The organism is Roseateles sp. (genome assembly GCF_047654805.1).
Lineage (GTDB): Bacteria > Pseudomonadota > Gammaproteobacteria > Burkholderiales > Burkholderiaceae_C > Pelomonas.
This window is the reverse complement of the sequence record NZ_JASGIV010000001.1, coordinates 2,692,279-2,718,186: the sequence shown is the minus strand read 5'-3', so window position 1 is coordinate 2,718,186 and position 25,908 is coordinate 2,692,279. Positions and strand designations below refer to the sequence as shown.

The following is a 25,908-nucleotide window of genomic DNA, read 5'->3' as shown; positions in this document are numbered from 1 at the left end:
AGGCTCGTCGTCGACGCGTCGGGCTCGGTAACAGACTTGCCCGGCCCCGCTGCATGAGCGTCAAGCCCCTGCCGCAACAAACCTCGAGTCCTGACTTGTCCGAGCAGGCGCTGGACTGGTTTGTCCGTGAGCGAGCTGGGCTGGCGGCTGCGGAGCAGGCGGAGCTTCGAGCGTGGCTCGCGGCATCGCCCGAGCATGCGCGTGCGCTGGCACGGTGCGCACAGCAGTGGGATGAGCTGGACGCGTTGCCGGCGGCGGGCGTTGGCCGGCTGCGCCACCAACTCGCGGCGGACCTGGAGCGCGAGATGCAATCGCCGTGGCGCAGCCCGCTCCGTTGGTCGGTTCGGTCATCATGGGCTTACGGAGGAGCCGCGGCGCTGGCGCTGGCCGTTGCCTGCGCAACTTTCCTTGCTTGGTACCCGCGCCAGCAGCAGCCGCTGTATAGCCAGAGCTTTTCCACGGCGCGCGGCCAGCAACTGGCGCTGGCTTTGCCGGACGGCAGCCAGGTCCGGCTGGACACCGCCTCGCGCGGCGAGGTCGCGCTGTACCGCGAACGCCGCGAGGTGCGCCTGACCGAGGGGCAGGCCATGTTTCAGGTGGCCCGGGACGAGGCTCGCCCCTTCGATGTCTGGGCGGGGCCGCTGCGCGTCACCGTGCTCGGCACCCGCTTCGCCGTGCGCTACACGACCGGCGACGAGGGGAGGGTGCGCGTGGCAGTCGAGGAAGGTCACGTCCGGGTGGCCTCCGCTCGGCCGACGGGGGGTGCGGCCATCGAGCTGAGTGCCGGCCAGCAGGTGGACGGCGATGCAGGGGGGCGGCTTGGCACCGTGACGGCGGTTGCGGCCGATGGTGTCGCCGGCTGGCGCGAAGGGCGCCTGAGTTTCGAGAATGCCACGCTGGCGCAGGTGCTGGACGAGTTCGAGCGCTACGGTGCGACAGGCCTCGTGTTGAAGGACTCCCGCACCGCGGCGCTACGGCTGACCGGCACCTTCAACCCGCACCAACTGGAGAACTTCAGGCGCGTGCTGCCGCAGGTACTGCCGGTGCGCCTGCAGCCGCACGCCGACCAGATCGAGATCCAGGCCGTGCCCTGAGGTGAGATGCCTGGCGGCGTCAGGCGTTCCGGTCCACAAAAAGACTCTCAAATTTCTTGGCCGCCAGGTAGGGGTGTGAGCAAGTGCTGCGTCTACATGGGAAAGATTCTCATTATCATTCTCATTAAAGCACTCTTTCCATGCGGCCTCGTTCCCTTCCCGGCTTCCTTTCTCCCCGGCAACTGTTTCCCTTCACCCTGGCATGCGCACTCGCCATTCCCGGCATCGCGTCGGCGCAGGCCGGCGTGGCGCACGCCATCAGCCTGCCGGCCCAGCCCCTGGCGCAGGCGCTGAACGCGCTGGCGCGGCAGACCCGGCTCGAGCTGGCCGTGCCCCAGGCGCTGGTCGCGGGAAGGGCAGCCCCCGCCGTGTCCGGCCAGATGCATCCGGAGCAGGCGCTCAAGCTGTTGCTGGCCGGGAGTGGTCTGGTGGCGCACATCGAAGGTTCCGTTGTCACGATCAAGCGCGTGCCGGCCCAGCCTGTGGCCGTAGCGCCCGTGGCGGCTTCGGTCGCCGCCGACGGCTCGAGCGCACTTCCAGCCGTCGTGGTGCGCGGCGCCAAGACAAAGACGCTCGCGGCGGCGCCGAGCAAGTTTGACCAGTCGCCGAGGGAGATGCCCCAGTCGGTGACGGTGATCTCCCAGGAACGCATCGAGCAGCAGGCGTTGACGACGCTGGACGACCTGATGCTGCAGGCCACCGGCGTGACGCGTGAGCAACTCTGGCTCAACAACAACTACTACTCCAGGGGCCTGCAGATCAAGAACATCCGCTACGACGACGGCGCCACGGCGACCATCGCCGACCGGGACAACAGCGCCGACGTGGCCTTGTTCGAGCAGGTGTCCATCCTGCGCGGCGCCGACGGCCTGTTCGGCGCGGGCGACGCCGGCGGCGTGATCAACCTGCGCTCCAAGCGCCCTAAGGAGCAGTTCGGCGTGAACGCGACGCTCAGCGTCGGCAGCTGGAACAACCATCGCGCCGAGCTTGACGTGACAGGTCCGCTGACCGGAGACCGCCGCCTGAAGGGGCGTGCTGTGGCCGTGCTGCAGGACCAGGACCACTTCTTCAAGCCCAGTCATAGCCGGCGCAAGGTCATCTACGGTGCGTTGCAGTTCGATCCGTCAACGGACACCTCGTTGGTTGCCGGTGCCAGCCTGCAAAAGGACCGGCAGAGCGCCTTCAATGCCAGCCTGATGCGCTATGTCGACGGCACCGATGCGGGGTTCCCGCGCAGCACGACGATGGGCGCGCCCTGGGGCTGGCTGGAGCGGCAGAACGTGACCGTCTACGCCAGCCTGCGCCAGCAACTCGCCCCCGCCTGGAAGCTCAACGCCAACGTGCGCCACATGAGCGGGGATGACGCGATCAATGGTGCCGAGATGGAGGGCTCAATCAGCTACACGACGAAGCAGTCCGACTGGTGGCGGTATCAGGACAAGACCCAGGGCAGCTCGACGCTGGCCGACGCCAACGTGCAGGGCAGCTTCGACGCCTTCGGCCAGTCGCACGACGTGATCGTCGGCGTGGACCGCAACAGCTCGATCAAGCACTACAACCAGAACTGGACCTACTACGGGCCCGGCAATGTCTTCGACCGCACCGCCCCGCCGGCGCTGGACTACCCGCCCGGCGGCTGGGACTCGTCCAGCCGCAATGCCGGTGCCGCGAATGCCGTCTACGCGTCGCTGCGGATGCGCCCGATCAAGGGGCTGGCGCTGACGGCGGGCGGCCGCAAGGTGTTCCACGAGACGCAGAGCATCCTCAACAAGAAGACAGGAACGAGCAACGACTTCAGCCAGAAGAACGACTTCGTGCCCTATGTCGGCGCGGTCTACGACCTCGGTTCCCAGTGGTCGGTCTATGCCAGCCGCACGGAGATCTACCAGTCGCAGCTGAACTACTACGCGTCGGTCAACGGCCCCTCGCTGGAGCCGGCGACCGGCAAGAACAGCGAGATCGGTATCAAGGGCGAGCTGCTCAACGGGCGGCTGATGGCCAGTCTGGCGGTGTTCGACATCGAGAAGAAGAAGGAAGCCGTTTACCAGAGCTGGAATCCCACCGGCAACAACGCCTGGTGCTGCTACGTCGCTGCCGGCGACAAGCGCAGCCGTGGCGTCGACATGGAGTTGACCGGGCGCGTGCTGCCGACCTGGGATCTGTCCTTCGGCTACACCTACAACGACAACAAGAACGTCCGCGCGGACGATGGCCGCTTCAACACCCTGACGCCCAAGCATCTGCTGAAGGCATGGTCCAACCATGAGCTGTCCGCCTTGTGGCCCGGCTTCAGCCTGGGCTGGGGCGTCACGGCCCAGAGCAGGAGTTACCAGGCCGGATCGGTGCAGGCCTACAACCCGGCGACCGGCGAATTCGACGGTGACTGGCAGGACTTCGCCTTCGCGCAGAAGGCCTATGCCATCTGGTCCCTGCGTGCCGCCTACGACCTCGACGCCCGGTGGAGCCTGGCATTGAACCTGAACAATGCCTTCGACAAGACCTACTTCAGCACCGTCGGGAACAGCGGCTACGGCAATTTCTACGGCGAGCCCCGCAACCTCATGCTGACCCTGCGAGGGAGCTTCTGATGGCCAACACCCCCAAGAACGCCAAGCTGCAGGTCTTCGGCCGTGTTGCGGCCGGTGTGGTCGGCGGCTGGCTCTTTGCCTGGGGCTTTGTTGCTCTCGGCATCACGCTGCTGTCGGCCGCCGGCATGGGATACGGCGACGCGCAGACGCTGGCCTTCTTGCTGGCTTTTCTGCTCTACCTGACGGTGTTCCTGTGGAGCTTTGCAGCGTCGAGTCTCACCCGGGTCGGTCTGGTCCTGGTCGGTGGCGGTGTGCTGATGACGGCGCTGGCTTGGCTGATGAGCCGCCAGGCCTGACAGGAGCAATACCTATGTTCAAGACATTCCGACTTTCGATGACCTGGGTCCACACCTGGTTCGGCCTGGTGCTGGGCTTCGTGCTGATGGCCTGCTTCTTCTTCGGCTCGCTGTCGGTGTACGACCGCGAGATCGATCGCTGGGCGATTCCTGCCTCGCGCTTCGCGCCGCAGCCCTTGCCCTCCTTCGACAAGATGCTGGAGCCGGCCTTCCGCACGATCAAGCTCGACGCCGCTGCGCGCGAGCATGCGCAGGAGCGCAGCAAGAGCCCGTTGCCGCAGGAGCTGCCTCTGCATGAGTGGGGTGCCTACACGACGCACCGGGACCCGGTGCTGCAGATGTGGTCAGGCTTCGAGATCCCCGACCCGAAGGATCCGGACAACGACCATGCCTACGGCTCGCTGACCCTGGATCCCCGTACGGGTACGCCCCTGCCGGAGACCGCGCTGAAGATCGGCAGCCACTTCTTCTATCCCATGCACTACAGCTTGCATCTGCACTGGATGGACCTGGGCTACTGGATCGTCGGGCTGGCCGCGATGGCCATGCTGGCCGCTCTGGTGACCGGGGTGGTGATGCACCGCAAGATCTTTCGTGAGCTGTTCACCTTCCGGCCGAAGAAGCACATCCAGCGCAGCGCGCTGGACCTGCACAACCTGACTGGCGTTGTCGCGCTGCCCTTCCACTTCATGTTTGCGCTGTCTGGGCTGATCATCTTCGCGGGCATCTACTTCCCGGTCTCGAGCACGTTGCTCAAGCCCCAGGCCCAGGCCTTCCAGAAACTCGAGACGGCGCGCAGCGGCCTGCCGGAGCATGCGGCCGGCATCGCCGCGCCGATGGCCTCGGTGGACGCGATGGTGGCAGAGGCGCAGAGCCGCTGGGCGGCGCGGGGCATGGCCGGCGAGGTGGGCTTCCTCGGCATCCACCATGTGGGCGACGTGAATGCGACGGTCAGCATCTACCGTGCCGGCACCGACCGCGTCACGCTCACCGGCGAGGGCATCCACTTCAATGGAACCACAGGCGCAGTGATCCGCGAGGACGAGCCGGTCAGCGCGGTACGTGGCATCAACGACTTCATCACCGGACTGCACCTTCAGCATTTCCGGCATTGGATGCTTCGTGCGCTCTACTTCGCGGGCGGCCTGGCCGGCTGCGTATGCATCGCGACCGGCTTCATCTTCTTCGTCGAGAAGCGCAAACGCCAGCACGTCAAGCAGGGCAAGAGCGGCGCGCGCTGGGTCGACGCGCTCGCGGTCACGACCGTCACCGGCATGTTGTGCGCGACCGTGGCGATGCTGGTCGGCAATCGCCTGCTGCCTCTCGACCTACCCATGCGAGGCGACTGGGAGGAGCGTGTCTTCTGGGGGGCCTGGCTGATGGCGCTGGTGCATGCGATATGGCGCACATCACCCGTGCGCGCTGCCCGGATCGCCCCTGCATGGCGGGAGCAGTGCTGCGCGCTCGCGGCCCTGTGCGTCACCGCCGTGCTGCTGAACTGGGTGACGACCGGCGATCACTTGATCAAGACGCTGGCGGCGCAGTACTGGCCCGTTGCCGGTGTCGACCTGGTGCTGCTGGGAAGTGCGGGCCTCGCCCTCGTCGCCGCGCGACGCCTGGCCGGGCGCGAACGCAATACACCGGCCCAGCCGGCTCTGACGGAGGTGGTGGCCCATGGCTGACGCAATCTGGCTTGCCGGCGCACTGCTGCTGGCCGTACTTGGCATGGCATGCCTGGCGCTTTCGCTGGAGGCGCATTGGGCGCAGGTGCGCGGCCGCGGGGATCCACCGCGGCGCGTGCTGCGTGTTCTGGGATGGGCGGGCCTGGCCGCATCGCTGGCGGCCTGCCTGGTTGCCGATCACGGAACGATGGCCGCGCTGGTCTGGCCGATGACACTCGCTGCCGCCGCCGTGATGGTGGCCTTCACGTTCAGTTGGCTGGCTGAGCGCTGACCCTAGCGGTCGATGCACGTGGCGGCGGCCCTGGCCGGCAGCTGAACGATGTCCAGTCAGTCCGCTGCCTTGACGAGGGCCAGGGCGTCGCGGAACTTCGGGTGCCGGCAGTCGTGCAGCCATTCGAAGATCACCATCTCATGCGTGACGACGGTGGCGCCGGCTGCGGCCAACCGTCGCATGGCCGCCGCGTGATCGGCGGGCCGCCGCGAGCCGCTGGCGTTCTCGACGACCCAGACCCGCTTGCCGGCGCGCAGCAGTCCAAGGGCCGTCTGCATCATGCAGACATGGGCCTCGCAGCCCGCGACCACGACGTCGCCCCGTTCGGGCGCCAGTTCGTGCAGGGCTTCGACAAGTCCGTCGGCACAGGCATCGAAATGGGTCTTTGCCATCACGCGTTCGCATTCTGAGCTCACCGACTCGACGTTGGCGCCCAGGCCGGCCGGGTTCTGCTGCGTGCCGATGACGGGAACGCCAAGAAGACGGGCGGCCTTGGCCAGCAGCACCGCGCGCGCCGCGACTGTTGCGGCCTGGTGGATGGCTGGCATCAGCTTCGCCTGGTAGTCCACGAGAACCAGTACGCTGCTTCCCGCCGTCATCACATCCATGGTCTGTCTTTCTGCATCTTGTTCCTGCAGGCAGGGCCTCACGGAGAAGCCGGCCTGCAGGTCCACTGTCGCAGAAACAGGAGCGGCGCTGCGAAGCCCCCAGCCGCGGGAACTCCTGCTCAGCCGGAGGAAGCCTCGCGGGCCGGCGGCAACCTCATTGCCGGAACTTGCGGACCAGATCGTCGACGCGAGGCCCACCGGGTTGGCTCCCGCTCGAGACCTTGATGATGCTCAGCGTCCGCTCGGCACCGGCGTCCAGTGTGGCCTGGTGGACGGCCTGCAGCAACGGCCAGATCTTCTCGGGTGGACCTTCGACGACGGTGCCGAGGCCGTGCACCTCGTAGCGCAGGCCGGATGACTGGATGACGGCGATGGCAGCGTCGACGTGCTTGTAGCGATCATCCGCCGTACCGGCCGGCCTAGGAATGACCTGGATCTCGGCAATCACATGCCCGCCATTGGCTGGTGGGAAAGGCGCGGATGCGGCCTGCTGCTGCGCCTTTTGCGCCCAGACCGTGCTGCTGGCCAGCAGCGACAGGGCCAGGACAGCGAGCCGGAAGCTGCGCAAATGTGGGAACGATGGATTTGCCATGTGCAACTCATGAAGAGTGCAGGGCGGCTGTCATCCAGAGGCACCGTCCCGGCGTGAGAAGAGAAGAGCCGGCATGCCTCTGAATGTGCTTCCCTGCGCGAGGATTACCTCAATCAGGTTCAAAGGGACTCTCTCAGTCGCACGCTGCAGTGGCAGGTGCAACACCCCTAGCGAAGCCTCAAGGCACGGGCCTCGAAGCGGCTGTCATTCTAGCGACCAAGCGATATGAGCCGGTCGGCTACAGGCTGGAGAGGGTCGCTTGGCGCCGATCAGCCAGTGACCGCTTTTGAGAGCCGATGGCCTCAGGCAGTGCAATGAGCAAGTCAGCCTACACGCAGAGCCGATTGCGCCCGCCCCGCTTGGCGCGGTAGAGCGCGGAATCGGCAACATCGAGCAGCGGCGCCAGTTCGTAGGGAGCAGCGGTGGCCAGCCCGATACTGACGGTGACCTGCCAATCCGGCCCGCCCAACTGACCCCAAGGATGGGTCGCGACGCGTTCGCGTAGACGTTCGCAGACGTCGGCTGCAGCCGACAGGTCGGTGTCGGGCAGCACGATGACGAACTCTTCGCCCCCCTGTCGCACCACCACGTCGCTGGTACGCATGCTGTCCTGCAGCAGCTGGGCCAGCAGCGTCAGCACGCGGTCCCCGGTGGCGTGGCCATAGCGGTCGTTGATGGACTTGAAGTGGTCGATGTCGAGCTGCGCCAAAGACAGTGGGCGCTGCTCGCGTTGAGCTGCGGGCAACAGCTCTGCGCAGCGGCGCTCCAGATGGCGGCGGTTGCCCAACCCGGTGAGGGGGTCGCGTTCGGCGCTGGCGGCCGCCTCGGCAGCGCGCTGGCGCTGCTGCTGGGCCTCCTGCCGCGCGTCGTCGGCCTGCCACTGCATTTGCTGGGCCTCGGCGCGCGATACAAAGAGTTCTGACTGGGCGCGCATCTTCCTCGTCAGGTCACGTCGCTCCTCGCGCTCGGCCACTTCCAGATGTTGCAGGGCCTGCTCCAAACGGCCAAGTGCGCGGCAAGCTCGGTAGGCCGAGCGGCGGGCACGGATCGCTGTCTGTTGCTGCCCATGGGCTCCCATCTCTTGGATCACACCCAGCGCCAGCGCAAGTGCCGCCTCGGGCTCCGCCTGTGCCAGGTGCCAGTCGGCGAGCGAGGTGCACATGCGCCAAGCATGGGCCTGCAGGCCGTGTTGCTGTGCCAGGTCGAGTACTTGATGGAGCAGCACACCAGAGCCGGCAAGGTCACCCTGGTGCAGCATCACCTCGGCCAGGTTACCCAGGACGGGCGCCCGGTGCGCGGGGCTGGGAGATTGCTCCAGCAGTTCTCGCGCGCGTTCGGCAGCGGCTCGCGTGTGCAATAGCAGGGACTGCAGCTCGGCGTCGTCGGCCTGGCTGTCCAGCAGTCGGTGGAGCATGCCTATGCCGATGACACAGAGGCAATTGTTGGCCGCCAGATTGAGGTGCGTGTTGGCATTGGGTCCATGGACGCGCAACGCATTGGACAACACACGCTCGGCCTGCCAGGGGTCTCCCATGCGCTCGAAGCAGGCCGCCAATGCCATGGCTGCGTCGAGCGCAGTGCTGGCGTCACGATCACGCGCCAGGCGAACCAGTTCGTTCGCGGCGCCGAGCGCGGTCTCGAACGCATGAGCCTCGCTCGCGGCGATGGCCTGGGTGCGCAATACCGCGCAGCGTTCGCCCTGTTGGTCCGACCCCTGCAGCAGCGGCAGCGCCTCATGTGCAGCCGCCACGGCTTCGGTGAAACGGCCCAGTCGCCCCAGATGCAGGCAGCGCAGCTCCGCAGCGCGGCCATGCTCAATCGGGCGCTGCAACTGCGCGGCCAAGTTCATGGCGACAACGCATGCGGCCAATGCGGCCTCGGGTGCTGCGGTGCTGGCGCGTCCGCCCAGGGCCAAGGCCGCTTCCAGTTGCTGGTCCAGATCGACCTGCGGCAGATCAGGCGGCACGCCGGGCAGCGGTGATGCGGATCCGGATTCTGAGACAGTGCCTTCCATCTAGGGATTTCAGCAGTTTGCGACGTTTGCTTGAGGTGATTTCGCGCGCGTCCTGGAAGACAAGCAAGCAGTTTTGGCGTCCAAAGAAGCGCGGCGAGAACTGCCCTTGGCGTCATCGGGCGGCTTGCGCTTTGTATGAGGTGCCATCACCTGCGACAGGTCGCAAGCCGCTTCGAACGGCATCCGCACGCCAACTGCGTGCCCGGTGGGGCGATGCGGTCTCTCTACTTTACCTGCCAGCGGACTTCCAGGCTGGCTGCAAACGCATGGTCCTCAGCATCTGCCTCTCGCCGATCAAGACCTCACCGTCGCTCCGATCGACAGTGCGCCCAGAGGCTGGTTCGGAAGCTCTCGTCACGCAGCCTTCGGTTTCGAGGCCAAGGCTCTGGTCTGAATTGGGCTTCGTTGGCTTGCCCCGCCGAAGGCTGACTTTCAACATGGCATAGGCCCCCGGGGCTGGCAAAGGCGCCAGGACGGCACCCGTCCTGGATGCCTAAGCGACGTGCGCCTGAGGCTCAGCCCTGCTCGTGATCCTGCAACAGGCTCTTCACCTTGGTGGTAATGATGTCCACCGCCGGACCATTGGCACCGTGCGGCAGGATCACGTCAGCGTTGCGCTTGGTCGGCTCAATGAACTGCTTGTGCATGGGGCGCACGGTTTCCAGATACTGGTTCACCACAGACTCGGTGCTACGGCCACGCTCCGAAATGTCGCGCTGCAGCCGACGGATGAACCGCACGTCCGAGGCCGTGTCTACATAGATTTTCAGCGACATCATGTTGCGCAGCCTGGCGTCGTACAGAGCGAAGAGGCCTTCGACCACGATCACCGGTGCGGGTCTCACGGTAATGGTCTTACTAGAGCGGTTGTCGGCCGAGAAGTCATACACCGGCATCTCGATCGCCTCGCCCTTGCGCAGCGCGGCCAAGTGCTGCGCCATCAGCGGCCAGTCGAAGGCATCGGGATGATCGTAGTTCTGCTTGCGCCGGTCCTCTGGCGGCATGTGGGACTGGTCCCGGTAGTAGTCGTCCTGCATCACCACCGCCACCTTCTCTGGCCCGATGGCGGCCAGCACCTGACGCGTCACCGTCGACTTGCCGCTGCCGCTGCCCCCCGCGACACCGATGACAAAGGGTTTATGAGAGATTTTGGGCATGAAGTTGTGGAGCACGTTCGGGTGATGTCCGCGAATTTACAAGCTGGCGAGGAGATCTTTAGCGGCACCGGAGGCGCGCCAGGCTGCTGTGGGCGGTCGTTGGCGACTGTCGTCAGCGCGACTCAGCATCATCCGAAGCCCAGGCGGCGGCGACCTGCCGGGCTGCAAAAAATGCTGTTCGTCCAGCTCGCAGGCTAGACCGCAGCGGCATGTCGGGACGCGCTTGCTGACGCCAAGTCAGGAGCGATTGCTGTCGTCCGTGCGGTCGGCGCGGAGTCGGTCCAGCACCCACTGCGGCCGGTCGGCGCAAGCCACATCCTCTGGGCGGTTCTTGAGAGTGTCGATCGCCAGGAGCAAGCGCGCCTTGTTCTGCACCAGCCGCTGTTGCAGTAGCTCGATTTCGGCCACCTTGCGCTGCAGGCTCTCCAGCAGTGCATCGTGCTGCCACATGGCGTGTGAGTCGGGCAGCAGGCTGCGAATCTCGTCCAGCGAGAAGCCCGCACTCTGGGCGCCCGCGATGATCTCCAGCATCCAAAGCGCTTGCGGCCCGTATTGGCGGTAGCCGTTCTCCCTGCGTTCGACGGTGCTCAACAACCCACTCTTCTCATAAAAGCGGATGCGCGACGCCGTGAGACCGGTGCGTTGTGCCAGCTCGCCGATCCTCATTCGTGCTCCAAAGCATTGCTTGACATTAAAGTTAACTTTAACCTTAGAGTTTTGACATCGTCAACGTCCCTAAGTGAAGTCCATGAATGTCAGAGCGATGGCCGCCATGGCCGGCACCGCACCCAGCTTGTGCGCTGGCGCGGAGTGGGCGCAGTCCCAGACCACGACCATCGACATTGCCGGCCAGCCGGTGCCGGTCGTCAAGGGCGGGCTGTATGACCGCTACCGCTCCAACCCGCCGTTGAGCGTCATCGCGGCCGAAGCGCCAGACATCGACCTGAGCTGGTTCAAGCAGCTCAAGAAGGAGCGCGTGGACATCGGCTTCGAGTCCTACTCGCCCAACTTCTACTACAAGACCAGCCGCGTGACGGTCATCTATACAGCGGACCTGGACCAGCTCAAGGCGCTGATGCCGGCCAAGGTGCTGGAACAAGTTCAGCCGCTGCAGGTCTGGCCGGGCCGCGGCCTCATCGCGCTGACGGCGTACACCTACCGCTACTGCGACAACGACAGCTACAACGAGATTGGCCTGTCCATCGTGACCAACAAGCCGGGTTCATCCAGCTTCGGCCCGTTCACGCTGCTCAGTCAATCCATGAACGGCGACTTCTGGGGCTACGTTCTCAAGCTGCCGGTGAACACGGAGCTGGCGCGCGTGCGCGGCGTGGTGGGCTACAACCTGCCGAAGTGGCTGACCGACATCAGCTACAACGAGACGGACAAGTCCGTCGTGGTCGAAATCTACGACGCCAAGACCAAGCAGCTCGACGTGACGATGGAGACGCGCAAGCTTGACGACTTGTCCAGCAAGGAAGTCATGGTCAAGAACAGCTTCACCAATGTCGATCAAAAAGGCCAGCTGACGACCGGGTATGTCGTCGCTCGCCAGCTCAGCCACGCGAGCAGCAACAGCGCGGATGACGTGAAGCTCACGCTGACTGAAGGCAGCCTGTCGGCCTACATCAGGGCACTGAAGCTGGGCAAGCTGCTGAAGTATGAGTACGTGCCCGATTTCCAGAGCGCGCTGTACTCGCCCAAGCCTTTGTGACGCATCGTTGACCAGCAGACTGAGGACCCACCATGCAGACCATCCTGGGTGCCACCGGCCAGATCGCCATAGAACTTGCGCGGGAGCTGAGGCGCACGACCGAGGATGAGCTGCGCCTCGTCAGCCGCAGCCCGCGCAAGGTCAACGAGAGCGACGTGCTGGCACCGGCCGACCTGCTTGACGCCAGACAGACCGTTGATGCGGTGAAGGGCAGCGACATCGTCTATTTCACCGCCGGCCTGCCGCCAGACACCGAACTTTGGGAGAAGCAGTTTCCGGTGATGCTGAAGAACGCGCTAGACGCCACACGCGCGGCGGGCGCGAAGTTCGTCTACTTCGACAACACCTACATGTACCCGCAGGACGACCGAGTACTGTGCGAGGACACGCCCTTCGAGCCCGTTGGCCGCAAGGGCCGCGTGCGCGCGGCGATGGCAAGCATGGTGCTTCATGAGATGGCGCAGGGATCCATCCCAGTCGTCATCGGTCGGGCGCCCGAGTTCTACGGCCCGGGCAAGACGCAGAGCATCACGAACACGCTGCTCTTCGACAAACTCAAGAACGGTGGGACACCGCGGGTGCCCGTGCGCGATGACACGCGTCGGACATTGATCTGGACGCCGGATGCCAGCCGTGCGCTGGCGGCGCTGGGCAACGCGCCGGACGCATTCGGCCAGACCTGGCACCTGCCCTGTGACGACAATCGCCTGACCTATCGGCAGTTTGTTGAACTGGCGGTCGAGGTGTTTGGCGCGCCACCCTCGTACAAGGTGCTTCGCAAATGGCTGTTGACGGCAGCTGGGCTGGTCTCAAGCCAGGTGCGCGAGTTGGGCGAGCTGCTGCCTCGATACGAGCAAGACAACCTGTTCGACTCGACGAAGTTCAAACGCCGCTTTCCGGCGTTTAGGGTGACGACCTACCGAGAAGGTGTGCAGATGATCCGCGACGAGCCGCGCAACGCGGCCTCCCAATCGCACTACTCGACATGACTAGCATGTGTCACCCCCGTTGCCCATCGAACTGCCTGCCGACGATTCGCGCTGTTGAGGTGATGTTGTTCGGAAGATGTCTGCTTGCGCTGGACTCTGCTGAAAAACTCTGATTTCGAACGCGCGCACGCTGCTGATGGGAAATCGATCGCTCAGATCAATCCAGGATCGACGATCGCACTGTCGGCAAGGGTGGAAGGACCCCTGAGAAAGTGCGTCACGCCGGGCGCGTAGCGCTTTTCAACAGAATCGCTGCAATGCTGCCGGTCAAGGACCGACGGCGGCTTCTGGCTGATCTGAGCCGTTCGAGGTTGGGGGCCGAGCGGCGCCTTCCGCCAGAACCGGCCACTCGGGTCAACAGCGAATGACGGGCCGCTACGCTCTCCGGACCAGCCGCTCGATATTGGCGATGCCCTGTTCCCGCTTGAATGGCCGCTCTTCGGGAACGCCACTGGCTCGAATCGACCCAATGTCGTCTACCGTGCGAGCGAATTGGCCGCCCAATCGCGGTCAGCAGGTGACCGAGAAGCTTGCAGCTGGGTTGCGACGAAGCGCCGAGAGGCAAACATCAGTTGGCAGTAGGGGGGGGCTCCGCCCGTCCTTACACCCGCGCCGCGTGTTGTGCGCAGCTCGCAGTTATGGGCTTGCTGCCCTTTGAGTGCCGTTGAAAATGTTGTTAGATTCCTTTTCCTTCTTCCAAACGGCGTATTCCTGCGGCATGCACAAGGCACACGGCCGGTAGCCTGCGGCAATGGCTGTAGCTTCGTCGACGAAGAAGACGCGGTGCGTTACATAGCCGCCACGGGCAATTGCCCGCAGCGCGGCGCGGCAGTCCAGGCGGCCATAGAGCTTGCCGCCTCGATGGCCGCCGAATGTGCCCGGCGAGGTGCTGAAGTAGGGCTTTCCGTCCGGCCCGAGCAGCGTGAAGGTTTTCGTCACGGCGCGTCGTGGAACGACAGTTCCAGTCCGATGCGTTGGCCCCGGCGTACGCGGCTGACGGCGTGCTTGAGGTTGACACGGTAGTGACCCCGGCTGCCCTTGAAGGGGCGATGCGCCGTCGCAATGACGGCCAGATCGCCGAGCCGCAGCGGCAGGACCGCCGGCCGCGATTGCATGCGCGGGCGTTGTTCGGTCATCACGAACTCGCCGCCGTCGAAGTCGTCACCAGGCTCGGACAGCAGCGCGACGAGCTGCAGCGGGAACACCTGCTCGCCGTCGCTGCGCTGGTGCAGCGCCAGGTGGTCTTCGACGCCGAGCCGGGTCAGGTGCGACTGAGGACGCGTCTGGCCCGCGGCGCGGTTGAGTTGCAGGAACTCGTCCAGCGAAGTCGGATAGCGATGAGCAACATCCAAGGTCTCGTTCCAGCGGTTCGCGATGACCGCCAGGCGGCGGTAGAGCGCGCTACGCAATGCTGTCAGTGGAATTGGAAAGTTCGTGTCGAAGTACCGCAGCTCGCCGCACCCGAGGTCGGAAAACTCCAACCGCTCCCAGCCAGTGCCGGAAGCTCTGGCCTGTTGGGCCAGGTCGCGCACAGCGTCGGGGCCCAACAGGCCGGGCAGCACGGCCCAGCCTTCGACGTCGAGCTGCCCCCCGATATCGACCCAGTCCAGGTGGTCGACGGCGGTGTCGATGGAAGTCATGACGCGCCTCTCCATCAAGCCTGGGCCTCGCGACGCAGCAGCTCACGCTTGCGATCCACGCCCCAGCGATAGCCGGAGATGTCGCCATCGCGCCGCACGACCCGGTGACAGGGAATGGCGATGGCGATGTGGTTCGTCGCGCAGGCCTGGGCCACGGCGCGCACCGCCTTGGGTGCGCCGATGCGGGTGGCAATCTCCCCGTAGCTCACGGTCGTACCCGGCGGAATCTCCCGCAGCGCGCGCCAGACGCGCTCCTGGAATGCCGTGCCCTGCACGTCCAGCGGTAAGTGCAGGCCCATCGCAGGCGCTTCGATGAAGCCAACCACCTGGGCAATCAACTGCTCGAACTCACCGTCGCAGCCAATCAGCTCGGCCTTGGGGAACTGGTCCTGCAGGTCGCGTACAAGCCGGTCCGGGTCATCGCCCAGCAGGATGGCACAGATGCCGCGCTGGCTCTGGGCCACCAGGATGGAACCCAACGAGCACAGGCCCACTGCGAAGCGGATAACCGCACCGGCGCCACCCGCGCGGTAGTCCCGTGCGCGCATGCCCAGCAAGTCGTCGGCCGCCTCGTAGAACCGACTGTTGGAGTTGAAGCCCGCGCCATAGATGGCGCCGGTGATGGAGGCGTCTGGGCTGCTCAGCTCCTCGCGCAGCTTGCGGGCGCGCCAGGCCACGCCATAAGCCTTGGGCGTCAGGCCAGTTTCGGCCTTGAAGAGCCGATGAAGGTGGAAAGGGCTCATGCCCGCTTCCACCGCTAGGTCATCGAGCGGCGGCGGCGTTTCCGAAGCCTCGATCAAACGGCAAACGCGCGCTACCAGGGCCGCGCGCTCGGTGGCTGCCGTGGTCTGGTCGCCGTGGGCGCGGCGGCTGGCGCGGTAGCCCGCGGCCTCGGCGGCCCGGGCCGTGTCGAAGAACTCCACGTTCTCGCGCTTGGGCAAGCGTGCCGACGAGCTTGGCTGGCAGTACACGCCTGTAGTGCGCACAGCGTAGACGAACTGGCCGTCGGCAGCAGAGTCGCGCGTTTGCACGGCCGCCCAGCGGGCGGCTTCGGTGTCGTAGGCAGTGGTCGTATTCATCGCTGAAGTCCTATCATGATCACTTGCAGGGGCAGCGTACGCAGGACTTCCATCGCAAGCACTCCGATTCTTGCGGTCAATGTTCATCGAACAGGTAGGCGCCATAGATACCAGGCCGCCACCGTTCGGAACGGACTCCATGCAACACCGATCTCGCGCATTTGGCGTGGCGTGGGCGCTTTCACCAGGCCTTTCAGGCGTGCGTAGCCCTCCCGCACGCCGAAGTCGTCCACCGGCAGAATGTCGGAGCGCTCCAGCGAATAGATCAGGAGCATTTCGACCGTCCAGCGCCCGACGCCTCGCAAGGGAACCAAGCGCTCGATCAGCATGGCGTCGGGCAGGTGTTGCGCTTCTTCCAGGCCGGGCACGATCCCGTCCAACGTCGCCTGGGCGATGCCGCGGATCGTCGCCAGCTTGGCCGCCGAGAAGCCGCAAGCTCGCTGCCGCTCGGGGGCGGTGGCCAGCATCTGCTCGGGCGAAGGAAACGATGCGTCCGGATAGAGCGCCAGCAGGCGGCCCAGGATCGCGTCGCCTGCCTTGGCGTGCAGTTGCTGGTAGGCGATGGCGCGCACCAGGGCCTCGTAAGGCTCGCGCGCGGGCTTGGCTTCGAGGCGGCAGGGGCCGATGGTGGCGATGTGGCGAGCCCAGTCCTCGTCCAGCCCGGACAGGAACTCGGCGGCCCGCTGGTAGGCGTGCGGCGACAGGTCGGCGGCAATGGTCTTTGCGGTCGTCTCGCTCAAAGTCAGAACCCCGGCAGCAGGGCGGTTTCCGGCTCGGGCCGCTTGGCCGTGATCGCCTTCTCGTGCTCCAGAAGCCAGCGCTTACGGTGCAGGCCCCAGGCATAGCCCTTCAGCTCGCCGTTGCTCGCGATGACACGGTGGCAGGGCACGATGACAGCAATCGGGTTGGCCCCGTTGGCCGCGCCGATGTCGATGGCCGCGCGTGGATCGTCGAAGCCCAGTGCCTTGGCCAGCTTGCCGTAGGTCGTGGTGGTTCCCACAGGGATGCAGCGCAGCGCGGCCCAGACCCGGCGCTGCAGTTCCATGCCCGCCGTAGCCGTGCGCAGCGTGTCCAGCGCCCCCAGCTCCCCGCCGAAGTAGCACGCCAGAGCAGCGGCAACTTCGTTGGGCACCTGCGCTTCAGCCAGTTCCACCTCGCCATAGTGCTCGCGCAGTCCTCGATACAGCCGCGCCCGGTGGTCCGCGAAGTCCAGCGCGCGCACGGCCTGCTGCTCATCGGTGACGAGCAGCATCGCGCCTAGTGGCGATTCCAGATGGCTCAGTATCAATTTCATTGATGCACTCCTTGTTGAATCAGTGGGGCGACCCGCGCTCTCACCTCAGCCGGGTCACTCCCAGCTCGTCGAACAGATAAGCCTCGCCGCTGTCCATGTGCAGCTCGGTGTCACCGTCGTCGTTGGTCCACCACCGCGCCATGCCGGTATCCACCAGCGACTGACAATGGGCCTCGACGTGGTCGCGCACTTCGGACACTGTGTCTGCGAAAGTCGTGTTCATCGGAAACCTCGGCTGCTTCACTCACTCTAGTGAGGGCACTCCGACAAGAAACTCCGTCGCTTGTGCTTGAAATCCAGGCGTCATCCCGCCTTGCGGAAGGTGAAGTTGATGCGCTGGCTGCCCAGCAGCGCATGGGGCTCGTCCTTGAGCGGCATCACGCCGTGATAGCGCAGGCGGTCGACTCCGCCCCAAACCACGACGTCGCCGTGGTGCAGCGGCACCTTGACCGTGGGGTCGGTGCGCGCATGGCCTCCAAACAGGAAGACGGCCGGCATGCCGAGCGACACCGAGACGATGGGGGCGCCGTAGTCCCGCTCGTTCTTGTCCTGGTGCAGCGACAGCCGTGCACCCGGCGCGTAGCGGTTGACGAGGCAGGCGTCGGGCTCAAAGTCGACGAAGCCAGCGGCCTCGGCAGCCTTGCTTGCCAGCCGTGCGAACACCTCCGGCATGGCTGGCCAGGGCTCGCCCGAGCTGGGATCAAGGGGGGTGTAGCGGTAGCCTTGGCGGTCAGTCGTCCAGCCCAGCGCACCGCAGTTCGTCAGCGCTACCGACATCGTGAAGCCACCAGGCGTCTCCATATGCCGGAACGGGGCGGCCGCAGCGATGGCCTCGATGGCGGGCATGGCCTCCTGCATGTAAGGCAGTGCAAACTTCCGCAGCACCATGGCTGCGGGGCCCAGGCGCTGACGCGAGGGCAAAACCGGGGCTTCGAACAGTTCCAGCGACTGCATGCTCACCTCGCATCGTGAAAGATCAGACCCACGGTGTACCGATGGCCACTGCGGATGCGGCTGACGCCGTGGCGCATGGCGACTTTTCGGATGCCGCGCTTGCCCATCGCGGGCCGCTGATTGACGGTGAACACCAGCGCATCGCCTTTGCGCAGCGCGATCACGTCCGCACGCTGGCCCTTGCTGGACTGCTCTGTCATGACGAACTCGCCGCCGACGAAGTCCTCGGCGGGCTCCGACAGCAGGATGGCAACCTGTAGCGGGAAGACGTTCTCGCCGTAGAGGTCTTGATGCAGACAGTTGTAGTCACCCTCGCCATATTGAAGGATCAACGGTGTCGGTCTCGTCTGGCCTGCCTGGTGGCAACGCTGCAGGAAGGGGGACAGCTCATCGGGGTACTGCACGGCGTTGCCCAACTGCCGACTCCAGCGGTTGGCGATGGGCACCAGCCGGGGGTACAGCGCATGGCGCAAATCGTCGAGCAGCGGCGGCAACGGGTAGGCGAAGTATTTGTACTCGCCGCGCCCGAAGCCGTGGCGTGCCATGACGACGCGCGAGCGGAAGCCGGTTTCCCGCGGATAGAGGGCGGCCAGCTCCTCGCACTGCGCCGCCGTCAGCAGACCGGGCAGCACGGCGTTGCCGTGCGCATCGAGCGATTGCGCGACGCCTACCCAGTCGTAGGTGTCGGGCTTCATGCCGCCAGCTCCACGGCTTCAGCCGCCTCGCCGTCCAGCAGCGCGCGTTTGCGCTCGATACCCCAGCGGTAGCCGGAAATCGAGCCGTCGCCGCGCACGACACGATGGCACGGAATGGCGATGGCCAGCACATTGGCCGCGCAGGCGCCCGCGACGGCGCGCACTGCTTCGGGCACGCCGAGGTCGTGCGCCACGTCGGCATAGCTGCGGGTCTTGCCTACCGGGATGCCGCACAGCGCATGCCAGACCTTCTGCTGAAACAAAGTACCGCCAATGTCGAGGTCGATGACGCCCTCGGCGTTGTCCTTGTCGATGAAGGCGACGACCTGGCCGAGCTCGCGGGCCAGCGCAGCCTGGTCGGTCTGCAACTCGACGCCAGGAAAGGCCGCCGCGAGCTGTTCCTGCAAGGCCCGTGCGTCGTCGCCCAGGAAGATGGCGCAGATGCCGCGCGAGCTGCGGCCGACGATGAGCTGGCCCAGCACCGTCCGCCCGATGGCGGAACGGATCGGGCCTTCCACTTGGCTACCCGGGGCGCGGAAGTTGTACTTGAAGTTGGGGAGGGAGCGGGTCTTCATGGCACTGGCTCTCGGTGATTGGAGGATGAAGTCAGTCTAGGAATCGACGCCTCTCTTGAAACTCCGCTCCTTGCGGTTGAACTCTTCTCACCAGCCGGGGTATCTGGCATCGAGCTGCAGCCAAACGGTGAAACAGCCAGCAACGTGGATGTAGCTCAAGGCCTCAGACGCCTTCCAAGTGCACGGGACACGGCGAAGCCAAATGGAATCCGGGCCTGCGCGGTACAGCCAAACGATGGTGGCGGTCACCATCTACGCCGATCCGTTCACTGGCTTCGCAAATTGGGACTTGACTCCCGAGGAGGGGCAGACTGGACAGCTTCCAGGCTGTCAGGAGTCGATCAGACCGCGAGCTCTGGCGCCAGTCTTCCCGCGATGGGACGCTGCTCAAGGAAGCTAGCGAGTGGAAGTTTGGCAGCGACTGAGTTTGGTCGCATTCGCTTCATCGGGCCCGCTCGCGCCGAGCCGGCCGGAAGGCTCGCACTTTGGCTGCGCTGAACGGCCCCGATGCAGTCACTGGTGGGCTTCCGCTTCTGGCAGGTCACGCGTGTTTGCCTCGGCCATGGAATCAGATTGGGATCTGAACCGGATCACGAGCCGAACGGCGGCTCGCCGGTGCGGCGGCGTAATGGCGTTGCCGGCCATATGCAGCCCGTCGCGAATGACTGTTCAGCGGCAACCTACTATGAAGCTGGGTGCATCTACAAAGCCTGGGCTCTGGCCGAGGCCTTGAAGTTGTATTCCAATTGCTATACATTGGCCTCATGAGCCGCACCGCTACTCTGCCTCCCATCCGTATCGCGCCCGAAACGAAGGCCAGCCTTGAGGCTGTGCTGCGCGAAGGCGAATCGCTGACGCAGTTCATCGAGAAGGCGGTCTGCCGGGAGGCGGAGTACCGCGCTGAGCAAAGCGCGGCGGTCGCGCGCGCCAAGAAGGCACTGCGCTCGGTTGACAAGGGGACCGGCCTGATGACAGCCGAAGACTTCCTGGCGGGCATGGAGCAGCGCGCAAAGGCTGCACAGAGTCGCATCCGTGCAGCAGCGGCGGCCAAGAAGAAACAGGTCACCGGGTGAATTCCCGGTATCAGGTCCTTCCTACCGTCACGTTCCAGGAGGACATCGAGCGCCTTGAGGAATACATCATCCAGCGCGAGCTGACCAGCGACACGCCAGATGACACCTGCATCTTTCGATTCCAAGAAGCGGTGGAGCGCGCGATGGAGATCCTCTCATTTGCGCCGCACACCTGTCGCCGATCAGAGGAACACCGGGAATTTCGGGAGTTGCTCATCCCATTCGGCCATGGCGGCAGCGTTGTGCTATTTGCCATCCGAGACCTTCATGTCGTCTTGCTCGCGGCTAGAGATCAGCATGAGCACGACTACCGCTGACGGTAGCTCGACTTGCGTCAGATTCCGCCACCCGTCCATCGCGGGTCGACTGCGTGTCAGCGCTCGAGCAACGGAAGCTTCCAAGCGTGACGGTGTACTTGCACTGCCGACCAGGAACTGCTGGTGGTGGCTGTCGGCTGTCAGGTAGGCTAAGAGCAGATATGCCCTCGACCCGATAGCAGCTTTCCGCCAGCTCCAGATCGGGGGGCATTGGAAAACTGATCGTTCCACCTGCCCTTGATGTCCGCAATCCCTGTGCCGCGGCGACACTCCTTTATCCTCGGCCTCGCCGCATTGCGGCCTGTCACCCAACGACGACGGCTTCAGGCTGATTCTGTTGAAAAACCCGATGGCAATCTGAGCCTGCTGACCTAAGTTCTTGCATCGCGGCGGCGGAGGGCAAGCAGATGATGGGTCAGAGCGGCGGCACGCAGGACAGACTCTTCTACAGCTTCAACCTCGACGACCATATACCGCACGACCATCTGCTCAGGGGTATAGACCGCTACTTCGACCTCGGCGACCTTCGCCAACAGCTCGCCCCGTTCTACAGCCACACCGGCCGCCCCTCGATTGATCCGGAGCTGATGATCAGGATGCTGCTCATTGGCTACTGCTTCGGCATTCGATCCGAGCGCAAGCTGTGCGAGGAAGTGCACTTGAACCTGGCCTATCGCTGGTTCTGCCGGCTTGACCTTGAAGACCCGATTCCCGATCACTCGACCTTCTCGAAGAACCGTCACGGGCGCTTCCGTCAGAGCGACGCCTTCCGCTTGGTATTCGAGAGCGTTTTGCGCCGCTGCATGTATGAGGGCCTGGTGCGCGGCGAGGGGTTTGCCGTGGACGCCAGCGTGATCAAGGCCGATGCCAGTCGTGCCCGTGGCGTGCCTGGCGCCGAGGCAATGAAGTGGCGCGATGACGGCACCAGCACACGCGCCGTGCGCGAGTACATCGAGGCGCTGCAGGCCGCGAATCCTGCCACCGACGATGAGCCATCGCCGCCACCTCCACCCAAGAAGGTCTCATTGACGGATCCCGCCGCGCAATGGACGGCCGCGCCTGCTGGCCCAGCGTTCTTCGCGTACTCGACCAACTACCTCATCGATCTGGCGGCGGGCGTCATCGTGGACGTCGAGGCCACGCCTGCGCTTCGACCTCATGAGCTGAAGGCAACGAAGGCCATGGTCGACCGCGTCGAGCGCCGCTTCGGCCTCAAGCCAAGGCGATTGGTGGGAGACATGGCCTATGGCATCGCACCGATGCTCAGCTGGATGGTCAAGGACAAGGGCATCGAGCCGCATGTGCCTGTGTGGGACAAGACCGGTCGCAAGGATGGAACGCTCTCCAGTTCGGAGTTCCAGTGGATCGCCCAGCGCAACGAGTACCTCTGCCCAGAGGGTCATGAGCTTCGCTGCGACCGGCGCACTTTCACGGTGGAGCGCGACCGAGTGACCAAGGCGGACACCGTGATCTACAGGGCAAGCCAACATGACTGCGCACAGTGCCCTCGCAAGCAGCAGTGCTGTCCAAACACGCCGATGCGCAAGATTGCGCGCAGCGTCCATGAAGATGCACGCGATGTCGCCCGTCAATTGACGGACACGCCGAAGTACCGTCAGTCCCGCAGAGAGCGCAAGAAGGTCGAGATGCTGTTCGCCCACCTCAAGCGGATCCTCAAGCTCGACCGACTACGGCTGCGAGGGCTTACAGGGGCACGCGATGAGTTCTTGCTGGCCGCCACGGTTCAGAACCTGCGGCGAATGGTCAAGCGACTGGGAAGTCAGGATTCGGTACCGGCCTGAAGGGCCGGGCGGGGCCGCCTCGGTCTCAACATCACCACGCTCCAGCGTCTCGGGCGTCCTCGGCATGGTCTCGGCGCCGCGGATCAAACGAGTTTTTCAACAGAATCGCTGTAAAGCCGCCGTTCGCGTCTGGACTGAACGCTGACAGCTTTGACCCTAACCGGTCATCGCGCCTCGCTCGAATGCGGTCAACGATGGATGCAGCGTTCGCCTTAGGCCGCCGCTGCCCGCGGCGGTAGAAGGTCAGGCCATCGATGACGAAGCTACGGCACGCGGTGACCCACTCCAAGCGCGTGAGCCGGCGGCGCCACGCGCCCGATTTAAAGCGGCACGTGCAGGCATCGTGCCCGCAACCTGCAGCGCCTGCCGCGCAGGTGGCGTTAGCCCATGGCCTCAACGCCAACCTCGTTCACAAGTGGCGCCGCATAGCTTGCGACAGGATGGCACAGCGCGTCGCCGTCAAAGGCCCAGCTCGGTCAGACCCGGGTGGTCGTCCGGACGACGGCCGAGCGGCCAGTGGAACTTGCGTTCCTCGGCCTTGATGGGCTTGTCGTTGATGCTGGCATGGCGGTCGGTCATCAGGCCGTTCTCGTCGAACTCCCAGTTCTCGTTGCCGTGGCTGCGGAACCAGTTGCCGGCGTCGTCGTGCCATTCATAAACAAAGCGCACGGCGATGCGGTTGCCGGTATAGGCCCAGAGCTCCTTGATCAGGCGGTAGTCAAGCTCTCGTGCCCACTTGCGCTCCAGCAGCGCCTGGGCCTCTGCACGGCCCTGCGGGAACTCGGCCCGGTTGCGCCAGTTCGTGTCAGGGCTGTAGGCCAGCACGATCTTGGCCGGATCACGGCTGTTCCAGCCGTCTTCTGCTAGGCGAACCTTCTGGATCGCAGTTTCGAGGGTGAACGGGGGCAGGGGGGGACGGGTTTCCATGGCAATTCCTTTACCAATCAAGGGTCTGTCGTGAGCCACAGACCAGCGGCAGGTAGACAGATCTGTCTACGCAGACGCATTCTGGCGCAAGTAGACAAGTCTGTCTATAGTCGAGCCATGAATAAAGTTGTCAGCATCAGCAACAGTGACCTACCGGCTAGAGAACGCATCCTGCGCACAGCGCACGACCTCTTCTATGCCGAAGGCCTTCGAGCCACTGGGATCGACCGCGTCATCGCCGAGGCGGGCGTGACCAAGGTGACCTTCTACAGGCACTTTCCAAGCAAGAACGACCTCATCCTGACGTACCTGAACCTTCGCCACGAACGGTGGATGAAGTGGTTCACTGAGGCATTGGAGCGCCACGGCGGCGCGTCAAAAGGCGCTCAGGCGCTCCCGCCAGTGATGAAGGAATGGTTCCGTGGCAAGGCGCTCGGCGATTTCCGAGGCTGTGCCTTCCTCAACGGCGTCAGCGAGATGGGACCCACGATGCCTGCTGTCGTCGAAGCCACCCGCCAGCACAAGCAGCAGATGACCGACGCCATCGAAGCGTTGCTGCCGCAGTCGGGTCAGCGAAAGCGGACGGCCGAGGCCTTGGCCACTGCCGTGGATGGGGCCATCGTGCAAGCCCAGTACGGCGGTGATCCCGCACCTGCTCTGCGGGCGCTCCAATTCATTGCCGACCAGGTGACCAACAAAGCCTGAGTGCGACTGAGGGAAGGTCCGCAAAACATCGCGTCAATCCGACTGGCGAGAGACGCAAGCGCAGAGGACAACGCCGGGCATGGACCCATATCACGCTTGGCCTTGACCCGCTGCCCAAGAAGACCCGCAAGGAGTGGGAGCAAGATCAATTTTGCTCACCCGCAAGAAGTTCTGCACAGCTGTGCAAACGCCAAGGCGGCTGAGGACTGGTACGCATCCCTTCGACGCAACAGGGCGGCTGTGCGCGGATTGGGTGCCGGGAAGATTGCGATGTTGCAAAGATCCGGATGCTGCTCGCCAATGGCTTCGGGAAGAACGGTGATCACATGGCTACGCCTGACGACCTCAAGCAGGGCGCTGATAGTGTTGGCCTCTATGGCGATGGAGGGCGATATGGCCTGGGACCTCAAATACTCATCCACGTGGGCGCGCGTTGCGAAATCAGGACTCAGCACCCCAAGCCGTTCAACCGACAACATCTGAGGCGTGACGGCCTCCCCGAGAGCGGCGAAGCGGTGGCCGCGGCCAACGACGACGCTTAGTCGCTCCACCAGAACGGTCTCGCACTCAATGTTGTCGGCAGGTGGCGAGACATGGAACGCGATGCCCAGGTCCACCTCGTCGGCCGCAACCGCTGCGGCAATGGTGTCGAGAGACATCTCCTTCAGCCGGATAACGATCCCGGGATACTTGGTATGAAAGGCCGTCACCAAGGGGCCGACCAGGTAGGCAGTGAAGGTCGGCGTCGTCGCCAGACGCAGTTCGCCGCGCTGGAGACCCTGCACGTCATGGATGGCACGTCGCGCAGCAGCCAATTCACGCAGCGCTCGGCGCGCATGTTCAATGTAGACGCTGCCCGCGTCCGTCACCCTCACGGTCCTGCCGCTGCGGTCCAGGAGCGTCACACCCAGCGTCTCCTCCAGCTGAATGATCTGCTGCGACAGGGTTGGCTGGGAGACATGAAGGGCCTCCGCAGCGCGCGTGAAGTTGCCGTGTTCAGCGACGGCAAGTAAGTAGCGAATATGACGAAGCTGCATGCCCATGCCTTTCCCGTGGTGAGAGTGCTATTGGTGGTTCCTATCGGCTCCATCCGAAACCGATCTTGGACCGGCCGGAGGAAACGATTGAAGATGAACTCCTCGCAACAACACGGTGATTAACATGAAACCGTTCATCAAAGGCGCGATGAAGTTTCAGGCCGATGTCTTCCCCAAGATGTCGAGCCTGTTCAAGACACTGGCGACAAGCCAGAACCCCAGTGCCCTCTTCATCACCTGCTCGGATAGCCGCGTCATTCCGGAGTTGCTGACCCAGCAACAGCCCGGCGGCGTCTTTGTGATCCGCAACGCGGGCAACATTGTCCCGTCTTACAGCTCAGAACCTGGCGGCGTCACCGCCAGCGTCGAGTATGCGGTCGGTGTGCTGGGTGTGACCGACATTGTGGTCTGTGGTCATAGCGACTGCGGCGCCATGACGGCCATCGCCAAGCATACCTGTCTGGATCACCTTCCCGCGGTAGCAAGCTGGTTGCGCCATGCCGACGCCGCCAAGGTGGTGAACGAGGCGCATACCCATGACACGCCGATAGCAAAGGTCAGCTCCATGGTGTACGCCAATGTGGTGGCCCAGCTGGCCAACATACGAACCCATCCGGCCGTTGCGCTGGCGCTCGAACAGGGCCGCCTCAGCCTGCATGGCTGGGTCTACGACATTGAATCCGGTGAGGTCAAAGCCCTCGATAGCAAGCACGGCACTTTTGTCAGCCTTGCCAAGCATCCCGACACCGTCGCTTCCGAGCCCCCTCCGCAGCTGAAAGCTGCCTGACTCCTCCTCTCTGAAAGG

At 64.6% G+C, this 25,908-nt stretch carries 28 protein-coding genes and 1 riboswitch; of the genes, 12 read left to right on the top strand and 16 right to left on the bottom strand.

The genetic code is table 11. The features are described 5' to 3' along the window. Nucleotides 1-53 precede the first annotated feature (53 nt). The 5 genes from QM732_RS12220 (at nt 54) to QM732_RS12200 (ending at nt 5,931) form a co-directional block, all read left to right on the top strand. Entirely contained in the window at nt 54-1,094 is a 1,041-nt protein-coding gene (locus QM732_RS12220; RefSeq protein WP_415656404.1) for a FecR family protein, read from the top strand. Between the two features lie 140 nt (nt 1,095-1,234). Then, entirely contained in the window at nt 1,235-3,682 is a 2,448-nt protein-coding gene (locus QM732_RS12215; protein WP_415656403.1) for a TonB-dependent siderophore receptor, read from the top strand. Then, entirely contained in the window at nt 3,682-3,978 is a 297-nt protein-coding gene (locus tag QM732_RS12210; RefSeq protein WP_415656402.1) for an iron uptake protein, read from the top strand. The genes QM732_RS12215 and QM732_RS12210 overlap by 1 nt, the downstream gene beginning before the upstream one ends. 14 nt (nt 3,979-3,992) lie before the next feature. Next, nucleotides 3,993-5,660 (top strand): PepSY-associated TM helix domain-containing protein, encoded by a 1,668-nt coding sequence (locus QM732_RS12205; protein WP_415656401.1) that lies wholly within the window; start codon nt 3,993-3,995, stop codon nt 5,658-5,660. Further along, entirely contained in the window at nt 5,653-5,931 is a 279-nt protein-coding gene (locus QM732_RS12200; RefSeq protein ID WP_415656400.1) for a DUF3325 domain-containing protein, read from the top strand. The genes QM732_RS12205 and QM732_RS12200 overlap by 8 nt, the downstream gene beginning before the upstream one ends. A gap of 56 nt (nt 5,932-5,987) precedes the next feature. Here QM732_RS12200 and QM732_RS12195 read toward each other — a convergent pair whose 3' ends face one another. From QM732_RS12195 to QM732_RS12175, 5 genes are all read right to left on the bottom strand, one after another. Then, nucleotides 5,988-6,539 carry an isochorismatase family protein gene (locus QM732_RS12195; protein ID WP_415656399.1) on the bottom strand — a complete coding sequence of 184 codons (552 nt, stop codon included), beginning with the start codon at nt 6,537-6,539 and terminating at the stop codon, nt 5,988-5,990. A 154-nt stretch (nt 6,540-6,693) separates the two neighbouring features. Beyond that, complete coding sequence (locus QM732_RS12190; protein ID WP_415656398.1) at nt 6,694-7,131, bottom strand: thiamine-binding protein; 438 nt, start codon at nt 7,129-7,131, stop codon at nt 6,694-6,696. Nucleotides 7,132-7,204: 73 nt separating this feature from the next. Continuing rightward, nucleotides 7,205-7,310, bottom strand: a riboswitch (TPP riboswitch). A 149-nt stretch (nt 7,311-7,459) separates the two neighbouring features. Then, nucleotides 7,460-9,097 carry a diguanylate cyclase gene (locus QM732_RS12185; protein WP_415656397.1) on the bottom strand — a complete coding sequence of 546 codons (1,638 nt, stop codon included), beginning with the start codon at nt 9,095-9,097 and terminating at the stop codon, nt 7,460-7,462. Between the two features lie 563 nt (nt 9,098-9,660). After that, nucleotides 9,661-10,302, bottom strand: coding sequence for a uridine kinase (gene udk, locus QM732_RS12180; RefSeq protein ID WP_415659376.1), 642 nt, complete (start codon nt 10,300-10,302; stop codon nt 9,661-9,663). A gap of 237 nt (nt 10,303-10,539) precedes the next feature. Continuing rightward, the gene (locus QM732_RS12175) at nt 10,540-10,968 is read right to left on the bottom strand and encodes a MerR family transcriptional regulator (protein ID WP_415656396.1); all 429 of its coding nucleotides are present in this window, start codon (nt 10,966-10,968) and stop codon (nt 10,540-10,542) included. A gap of 82 nt (nt 10,969-11,050) precedes the next feature. Between QM732_RS12175 and QM732_RS12170 the strand changes: the two genes are divergently transcribed. Continuing rightward, nucleotides 11,051-12,016 (top strand): acetoacetate decarboxylase (ADC), encoded by a 966-nt coding sequence (locus QM732_RS12170; RefSeq protein ID WP_415656395.1) that lies wholly within the window; start codon nt 11,051-11,053, stop codon nt 12,014-12,016. A gap of 32 nt (nt 12,017-12,048) precedes the next feature. Further along, on the top strand, nt 12,049-13,005 hold the full coding sequence (locus QM732_RS12165) for an NAD-dependent epimerase/dehydratase family protein (protein WP_415656394.1): 957 nt from the start codon (nt 12,049-12,051) through the stop codon (nt 13,003-13,005). 636 nt (nt 13,006-13,641) lie between these two features. Here QM732_RS12165 and QM732_RS12160 read toward each other — a convergent pair. The 9 genes from QM732_RS12160 to QM732_RS12120 all read right to left on the bottom strand — a co-directional run bounded on the left by QM732_RS12160 (nt 13,642) and on the right by QM732_RS12120 (nt 19,242). Continuing rightward, complete coding sequence (locus QM732_RS12160; protein ID WP_415656393.1) at nt 13,642-13,944, bottom strand: Ada metal-binding domain-containing protein; 303 nt, start codon at nt 13,942-13,944, stop codon at nt 13,642-13,644. Next, nucleotides 13,941-14,645, bottom strand: a complete 705-nt coding sequence (locus QM732_RS12155) for a 2OG-Fe(II) oxygenase (protein ID WP_415656392.1) — start codon at nt 14,643-14,645, stop codon at nt 13,941-13,943. Before QM732_RS12155 ends, QM732_RS12160 begins: the two co-directional genes overlap by 4 nt. A 14-nt stretch (nt 14,646-14,659) precedes the next feature. After that, a complete protein-coding gene (ada, locus tag QM732_RS12150) occupies nt 14,660-15,724 on the bottom strand; it encodes a bifunctional DNA-binding transcriptional regulator/O6-methylguanine-DNA methyltransferase Ada (RefSeq protein WP_415656391.1) in 1,065 nt (354 codons plus the stop codon). An 83-nt stretch (nt 15,725-15,807) separates the two neighbouring features. After that, nucleotides 15,808-16,464: a DNA-3-methyladenine glycosylase family protein gene (locus QM732_RS12145; RefSeq protein WP_415656390.1), complete on the bottom strand. Its 657-nt coding sequence runs from the start codon at nt 16,462-16,464 to the stop codon at nt 15,808-15,810. Between the two features lie 2 nt (nt 16,465-16,466). After that, complete coding sequence (locus QM732_RS12140) at nt 16,467-17,018, bottom strand: methylated-DNA--[protein]-cysteine S-methyltransferase (protein ID WP_415656389.1); 552 nt, start codon at nt 17,016-17,018, stop codon at nt 16,467-16,469. Between the two features lie 40 nt (nt 17,019-17,058). Continuing rightward, nucleotides 17,059-17,241 (bottom strand): hypothetical protein, encoded by a 183-nt coding sequence (locus tag QM732_RS12135; protein ID WP_415656388.1) that lies wholly within the window; start codon nt 17,239-17,241, stop codon nt 17,059-17,061. An 80-nt stretch (nt 17,242-17,321) separates the two neighbouring features. Then, nucleotides 17,322-17,972, bottom strand: coding sequence for a DNA oxidative demethylase AlkB (alkB, locus tag QM732_RS12130; RefSeq protein WP_415656387.1), 651 nt, complete (start codon nt 17,970-17,972; stop codon nt 17,322-17,324). Between the two features lie 2 nt (nt 17,973-17,974). After that, on the bottom strand, nt 17,975-18,667 hold the full coding sequence (locus QM732_RS12125) for a 2OG-Fe(II) oxygenase (RefSeq protein WP_415656386.1): 693 nt from the start codon (nt 18,665-18,667) through the stop codon (nt 17,975-17,977). Then, nucleotides 18,664-19,242 (bottom strand): methylated-DNA--[protein]-cysteine S-methyltransferase, encoded by a 579-nt coding sequence (locus tag QM732_RS12120; RefSeq protein WP_415656385.1) that lies wholly within the window; start codon nt 19,240-19,242, stop codon nt 18,664-18,666. Before QM732_RS12120 ends, QM732_RS12125 begins: the two co-directional genes overlap by 4 nt. Before the next feature lie 764 nt (nt 19,243-20,006). Between QM732_RS12120 and QM732_RS12115 the strand changes: the two genes are divergently transcribed. The 3 genes from QM732_RS12115 to QM732_RS12105 all read left to right on the top strand — a co-directional run bounded on the left by QM732_RS12115 (nt 20,007) and on the right by QM732_RS12105 (nt 22,434). Next, nucleotides 20,007-20,315, top strand: coding sequence for a YlcI/YnfO family protein (locus tag QM732_RS12115; RefSeq protein WP_415656384.1), 309 nt, complete (start codon nt 20,007-20,009; stop codon nt 20,313-20,315). Further along, the gene (locus QM732_RS12110; RefSeq protein ID WP_415656383.1) at nt 20,312-20,632 is read left to right on the top strand and encodes a hypothetical protein; all 321 of its coding nucleotides are present in this window, start codon (nt 20,312-20,314) and stop codon (nt 20,630-20,632) included. Before QM732_RS12115 ends, QM732_RS12110 begins: the two co-directional genes overlap by 4 nt. Before the next feature lie 407 nt (nt 20,633-21,039). Further along, nucleotides 21,040-22,434, top strand: coding sequence for an IS1182 family transposase (locus tag QM732_RS12105; RefSeq protein WP_415656382.1), 1,395 nt, complete (start codon nt 21,040-21,042; stop codon nt 22,432-22,434). A gap of 459 nt (nt 22,435-22,893) precedes the next feature. On the opposite strand, the gene QM732_RS12100 is transcribed toward QM732_RS12105, so the two are convergent. Further along, nucleotides 22,894-23,361: a DUF1348 family protein gene (locus QM732_RS12100; RefSeq protein WP_415656381.1), complete on the bottom strand. Its 468-nt coding sequence runs from the start codon at nt 23,359-23,361 to the stop codon at nt 22,894-22,896. Nucleotides 23,362-23,478: 117 nt separating this feature from the next. On the opposite strand from QM732_RS12100, the gene QM732_RS12095 reads away from it, so the two are divergent. Then, complete coding sequence (locus QM732_RS12095; protein ID WP_415656380.1) at nt 23,479-24,066, top strand: TetR/AcrR family transcriptional regulator; 588 nt, start codon at nt 23,479-23,481, stop codon at nt 24,064-24,066. 155 nt (nt 24,067-24,221) lie between these two features. Here the strand turns inward: QM732_RS12095 and cynR are convergent, their stop codons facing one another. Then, nucleotides 24,222-25,109 carry a transcriptional regulator CynR gene (gene cynR / locus QM732_RS12090; RefSeq protein WP_415656379.1) on the bottom strand — a complete coding sequence of 296 codons (888 nt, stop codon included), beginning with the start codon at nt 25,107-25,109 and terminating at the stop codon, nt 24,222-24,224. A 118-nt stretch (nt 25,110-25,227) separates the two neighbouring features. Here cynR and QM732_RS12085 point away from each other — a divergent pair, with 118 nt between their 5' ends. Further along, nucleotides 25,228-25,890 (top strand): carbonic anhydrase, encoded by a 663-nt coding sequence (locus tag QM732_RS12085; RefSeq protein ID WP_415656378.1) that lies wholly within the window; start codon nt 25,228-25,230, stop codon nt 25,888-25,890. Nucleotides 25,891-25,908 lie beyond the last annotated feature (18 nt).